The sequence below is a fragment of the Kitasatospora sp. NPDC004531 genome (genome assembly GCF_053602195.1).
Genome location: NZ_JBSGDD010000061.1, coordinates 41,566 through 47,659, shown reverse-complemented (window position 1 = coordinate 47,659; position 6,094 = coordinate 41,566). Strand labels below are relative to the sequence as shown.

4 protein-coding genes are annotated in these 6,094 nt (G+C 70.7%); all 4 read right to left on the bottom strand.

The genetic code is table 11. The features are described from left to right. Window positions 1–149 precede the first annotated feature (149 nt). From ACWEMJ_RS23070 to ACWEMJ_RS23055, 4 genes are read right to left on the bottom strand one after another with little or no spacing between them, the layout of a single operon-like run. Window positions 150–644, bottom strand: a complete 495-nt coding sequence (locus tag ACWEMJ_RS23070) for a hypothetical protein (RefSeq protein WP_452138990.1) — start codon at window positions 642–644, stop codon at window positions 150–152. 2 nt (window positions 645–646) lie between these two features. Beyond that, window positions 647–2,857 (bottom strand): integrase, encoded by a 2,211-nt coding sequence (locus tag ACWEMJ_RS23065; RefSeq protein ID WP_452138989.1) that lies wholly within the window; start codon window positions 2,855–2,857, stop codon window positions 647–649. Further along, window positions 2,854–4,602, bottom strand: a complete 1,749-nt coding sequence (locus tag ACWEMJ_RS23060) for a hypothetical protein (protein ID WP_452138988.1) — start codon at window positions 4,600–4,602, stop codon at window positions 2,854–2,856. Before ACWEMJ_RS23060 ends, ACWEMJ_RS23065 begins: the two co-directional genes overlap by 4 nt. After that, window positions 4,596–6,041 carry a tyrosine-type recombinase/integrase gene (locus ACWEMJ_RS23055; protein WP_452138987.1) on the bottom strand — a complete coding sequence of 482 codons (1,446 nt, stop codon included), beginning with the start codon at window positions 6,039–6,041 and terminating at the stop codon, window positions 4,596–4,598. Before ACWEMJ_RS23055 ends, ACWEMJ_RS23060 begins: the two co-directional genes overlap by 7 nt. Window positions 6,042–6,094: the final 53 nt, after the last annotated feature.

Here is a 6,094-nt window from a genome sequence, read left to right as displayed (position 1 = left end):
GGTCGGTGGACCGGCGGCTGGATGCGCAGGGCTTGGTGATCACCGCGATCAGTGAGCGGATCTCCCGGCAGGAGTCGCGCCTGGACGCCCACGGCCGTCATCATCCCAGACCGTCTCGACTTTGATCGTCAGTGGTAGGCGGACCGCCTCTACCGGGGTGCCCGGTTGGGGTCCACGCGCGCCCGGACGGGCAGGGTGGTGATGTTCCCCTGGTTGGCGAGGGTCTTGCGCAGGCGCTCGATCTCCTCGTGCTGGGCGGCGATCCGGGACACGGCCAGGGTCTGGAACTCCACCAGTTCCGTGACCCGGGCGTCCAGCCGGGTGACGCGCCCGCGCAGGTCGGCGTTGTCGGCCTTGAGTCGGGTGATCTGGGCCTCGCGCGGGTCGACGATCTCCCCGGCGTCCTGGAGGGCGGCCAGCCGCCGTTCGAACTCCTCGGCGAGGTGCTGGTAGGGGCCGGGCCGTTCGGTGCCGTCCCGGTTCTTCTTCGGGTAGAAGCCGGTGCGGGTCACTCCCGCCTCGGCGGCGAGTGTTTTGAGGTCGCATTTGCCGCCCGGGGGGAGTTCTCCGCGCAGCAGCCGGTCGGCTGCCGCGCGGATTGCCTCTTCGTTGCGGGTGCGGGTCTCCTCGTTGATCCGCGCCATGGTCAGGCGGCTCCTTCCGTCAGCTTCGCGGCGGCCTTGATCTCCTCGACCACGCGCAGAGCTCGTTCGATCTCCGGCATCAGCCGGGCCTTCTCCGCCTTCGGGAAGCGCGGGTTGCCCAGGAACACCTGGTTGCCGGCGACCTGACCCTCCCACACCGGCAGGTGGCACGGGTGGTGGGTGGCCTGAGAGCAGCGGGCCGAGTCGCACATCCCGGCCAGCGGCTTGTCCGCCTTCGGGGTGCCGGCCAGCCGCAGGCACAGGGCCTTGGCCGGGTCGCGGAACCAGCAGTAGTTCGCGGTCCCCAGGTGGAGGTGCTTGGCCTGCTTGCGCAGCAGGTTCTCCAGGCGGCGATCGCTGTCGAGCACGGACGCCGCCCCCGGGGTGTGGTCGGCGAGCTCGGCGTCGATGTGCTCGAAGGCCGCGATCAGGTCCCGCGCGCCGGGGCCGGCGGGCATGCGGCCCTGCTGGTAGTCGCGCCAGGCGGCCGTGGTCAGTTCGAGGTTGCGTTCCTGCTCGGCCTGTTCGATGTCGCTCAGCAGCGCGGCCTGGGAGCCTCCGGGCCGGTGCGCGTAGCCCTCGGTGGTGACCACCGACAGGTGCTTGAGCTGGATCTTGGCCGCGAGCAGTCCGCCGGGACGGTGCGCGATGGCCAGCGCGACGGTCCGCCGCAGCATCCGGCCGTTCACCGGCCCGGCCGGGATCGGGGCGAGCCCCAGGCGCTGCCCGTCAGGGCCGTTCACCCACGCGCGCAGCCGCTGGTGAATGTAGTCCATGGTGGCCATGGCGAAGGCCCGCTCCTGGCCACTGGCCCGGTTGAGGCGGGCGGCCAGCTGCACCGCCCGGTAGGCGGGCTCCAGCACGACCCACTCCTCGCGGACCCCGCCGAGGACCTGTCCCTTGATCAGCTTGCTGGCCAGACGGAAACGCTGGGTGCCGCCGGGGACGGTGACCGGTTCCAACGGGGAGTCGGCGCTGATCTCGTCCAGCTCGCTGGCCCGCATGCCGCTGAGCGCGGCGGTCACCAGCCGGCACGCGCCCAGGACCACGAAGTGCAGGCGGCGCAGGTCGTGGGCCGAGGTCGGCAGGGTCCACGGCACCGGCGTCGCGTCGTCGTCGGCGCGGGGCACCAGCGCGGCGTCCCGGCCGAACTCCTCCTCTAGGCCGGCCAGGGCCAGGGCGTTCTCCCACAGCGGCCGGGTCTGTTCCACCAGCCCTCTGGCCATGCCCCCGCGGCCGGTGGCCCGGTGGACCACGCGGTGGGTGTTGACCTCCAGCAGCGGGTCGTCGGCGTCCCAGCCCATGGTGAGCCGAACCTTGATCCGCGGGGTGTCGATGCGCGGCAGCGGCACCTTCTCGCGCACGTACCGCTCGAGGGCCTCGCGCAGCACCTCGTAGGTCGACGGCGACAACTGCTCCAGCAGCGAGCCTGACTGCCCCTCCTCGTGCACACGCAGCATCGTCTCGAACTCGGCGGCCAGGTGCGGCCCGATGGTCTCCACCAGGTACAGCGCGGCGGCGACGGTGGGCTGGAAGACCGCGTCGGGCACCGCCGGGGCGGAGTTGACCCGGCCGGGCTGCCAGCCGGCGACCTCGCTGACGGTGTGGCCCTTCCACGGCACGAACCCGGGCAGGTAGGAATCCGCGGTGAACAGGTCGCGGTAGAAGGCGAGGTATTGCACCGGCTGCAGCACGCCGACCATGGCTCCGGGGGCGAGCGGGCCGTCGCCACTGCGGCGGCGACGGCTCGTCCGGTAGGCATCGCAGTGCTCCTGGAGTACCTCGGTGAGCGAGCCCAGGCCCTGCCCGGTCAGCCAGTTCAGCCAGTTCGCCAGGTGCCCGAGCGCGTTGTAGCAGGTGGTGGGCTTGCGCGAGTCGCGGAAGGCATCGGGCAGTTCGATGACCCGCTGGTGCTGGGGCGCGATCAGGGCGAAGAGGTACTCCTTGGCGGTGAGCCGGAAGGCAGGGTCAGTGATCTTGGAGAAGTCCAGGCGCTTGGCGCTGGCGCGGATCGAGCGCGGCAGATGGGCCAGTCCGGCCAGGTCCCACAGGTCCTCGTCGAAGTTGGGCCGGTGGGCGCCGTCGGTCACCTCCCAGCCGGCGGCCCGGCAGATGTCCTCGCCCGCGAACACGGACCTGCGGGCCCAGTCGGCCGGGATCGGCCCGCTGGCGGTGGTGACGGTCACAGGCTCCAGGAAGACGACGGCGGTCACTGTGCGGTGGTTCCTTCCTCGGGGCGGAGCGGCAGCTCGGCGTCGGTGTCCTCGACCACGCCGGCGGCCTGGGCCAGGGTGCGTTCGTCGAAGCGGGTCAGGATGTCGTGGTCGAGCCGGTCGGCGTAGGGGCCGAAGACGGCCAGGAACTGCTGGGTGGTCATCCGCCTCGACTGGCGGGCGAAGTACGCCTTCAGCCGCAGCAGGTTCGGCGCGTGACGGGGAAGAAACACCGCCAACGGGCACATCAGGCACACCCACGGCCGGGCCGGACAGGGCTTGCCCTTCGGCCCGTGCAGTCCCGCGAGCTGGTTCGCGCACGAGGCGGTGAACACGTCCATCTCCCCGCCCAGCAGCTCGGCCAGGGCAGCCTCGTCCAGGCCGAGCCGCTCGGCCTCCTGCGGCTGGGCAGCCACGAAGTCGGCCGCCTCCTCGTCGGTCAGCAGCACCGGCGGACGGGTACGGCGCAGAAGATCCGCCTGGGCGTCCTCGATGATCGACTCCAGCGCGTCCTTCTGGGCCGGCGTCGTAGCCGACACGTAGTGGCCGCCCTCCACCCGCGCGGTGTGGTTGGGGTCGATCGTCGTGCGACCCGTCCAACCCCGGCGGGAGAGCTGGTTGTGGTAGGTGGTGCGGATGCGCGAGGCGTGCAGCGTCAACGGCTTGCCGTCGTCCGTGAGCAGGCCCAGCGCATCGAACAGCCGCTTGCGTGCGCGCACCCCGGCGGTCGGCGCCTCCACCGACGACAGCACCGCCATCTGCCCGTCCGGTCCGCCGGGTCGGTTCTTCACGTCCCGGTAGATCCACAGGTGGGCTGCGGTCTCCGCGGGGGCGAACGTGCGCAGCAGTTCGGAGCACTCCAACCACCGCTCCAACAGCCGGACCCCGCGCGAAGACAGGTTCACCGACTCCGGGCCCCGGCGGTGCTTGATGTAGTTCAGCAGCACGGTGCGGTCCCCGGCCCAGGTCATGTCCTCCAGCCCCAGGTCGCGGATACCGTCCGGCACCACCCCGCTGTAGACGCCGAACAGGTACCGGGCGGCGATCACCGCGTCCACCGGCGGGAACAGGGCATCGCGCAGTTCGTTGATCACCGCGCTGGCCGGCACCAGGGCGTCGAGGGACACCTCCATCACGCTGGCCAGCGCGACACGGCTCAGCGGGCCGTGCTCGCGCATCACCCAGGCCAGGTTCTGCCGGTTGACGCCGCGGTTGGCTCCGTCCGGGCCGTGCCCGGCCAGCGTGAGCGCCTGCCGGTGAGCCGATATCGAGGCCGCCACCCGCTCGCGCAGGGCGGTCTCGATCGCCTTCCACTCGGCCTCGCTGTAGGGCTGCCACGGCTTCGAGGCCGGGGCCTTGCGGATCGCGCGGCCCACCAGGTGGGCGCGCAGTTCGGCGTCCACCCGCTCGCCGCACCCCTTCAGCAGCATCCGGCTGTACATGATCCGCGCCGGCGTCGCCGCCAGCCAGTACTCCAGCATGTGGCCCCTGCGCAGATCGGCGACTCCGCCCTGGAACCCGGCGTCGGCCAGGGCAGCTGCCATCTTGCGGATCGTCGAGGCGTACTGGATCGCCGTCCCCTTCCGGGAGACGTCTCCCAGCGGATGCGTCAACTGCACCAGCCCGGCTGCCAGTTCCGCCGCGAGCGCCGGGTTGGCGGTCCCTTCGAGCCGGGCCGTCCACTGCGTGCCGTCGGGGAAGTCGAACTCCACCCGCAGCGGGTCGTGCTCCACCCGGGTCACCATTCGCCGTCCTCCGCATCGAACTCGGCTGCGGCCTCCGCAGCCTCCAAGCCGCTCTTGTTGCCGACCTCGGCGTACAGGTCCCGGTAGACCCGCTGGACGTCCAGCCGCATGACGTAGATCTCCGTGGTGGTCACGCTGCTGTGCCCCAACAGGTCGCGCAGTACCATCAGCGGGTCTTGCTTGGTCAGGTAGAGCGCCAGGGCGGCGTTCTCGTCGGTGTCCGCGACCAAGGCCGCGGCCCGCTGGTAGTAGCCCCGGACCAGCCGCTCCAGCGTCGCCATGGCGAAGGTGTGACGCAGCGTGTGTGGTGTCACGGTCGGGAAGCGCGGCTCGAAGTCCCGTCGGATGCGCTCCGAAGTACGACGGAACGTGGTCGCCCAGTCGGTGAACGGAGTTCCGTCGGACTGGAGCGCGATCACGCCGGGTGATCCGTCCTCGGCTACCAGCCGCAGGCGCTCGGCCAGGTTGAGCTTGCGCCAGGACTGGCGCCGGCCGTTGACCTTGCCGCCCTCCCAGTCCGGCTCGCTGACCACCAGCGGTTCGCCGAGCCGCAGTTCAGGCATGTAGGTCCGACCGTCGGCGATCGCGGCCCGGTCCAGGTCGATGTACTGCCACATCTCCGCCAGGGCCTCGTAGTCCACCCACGTCGTCCGCGGCTTCTTGCCCTTGGTGATCTGCCCGGACAGCGGAAACGGGACCGGAACGCCGCTGTCCCGCAGCGGAGTTGGGGGAAGTTCGTAGCGCAGGAGGTGAGTGAACTCCTGTGCGCGCGTGCCGGAGGAGACCACGAGCTTGCCCATCGCCGCGTTCCGGCCCAGGTGGTGACCTCGGAAGGTGTCCGGTTCGCCGTCCGGCTGAAGCCCGGCCAGGGCCTTGAGGAACATGTCCAGGAAGTCCGGCTCCAGGTACTTCAGCGTCACGTGGGGCTTCGCCCGCCGCACCGTCGCCGTGTTGCGTCGGGCCAGCTGTACCCCGGACTCGGTGTACCGCCGAGCCATTGCGTAGCTGAACGGCACGACGTCACAGTGCTGTTCGTCCGCCGCCCACTGGTAGAACCGCGCCACGGTGTTGATGCTCTGGTTCCATGTCGTGCCGTCCCACCGCGCGTCCAGCGGCCCGGAGAAGCGGTACTCCGAGAAGGCGCTGAGTGCGGCCCGGAGCTCCTCCCGGCTCCCGAACGGGTGAACTCCGACCTTGGCGAGGAACTCCAGCCAGCTCTTCAGAGCCTGCGCGTACGTCTTCCACGTACGGGGAGAGGGGGCGCCGCTGATCGGCAGCTCCCGGAGCCAGAGGTTCGCCGCGACGGTGGCGCGGGGCCTGCCGGCGTCCTCGAAGCGGAGGTCGTCGTCGATCAGCACGGGCATCCCCTCGGGAATGAGCGGCTGACCTCCAAGGCCCCAGCGGTCCCAGTCCGCCGAGCTGAAGAAGATCAAGAACATGATCGAGACCCTAGATAGAGACACAATAAAGTGCAATGGATATTCAAGATCCC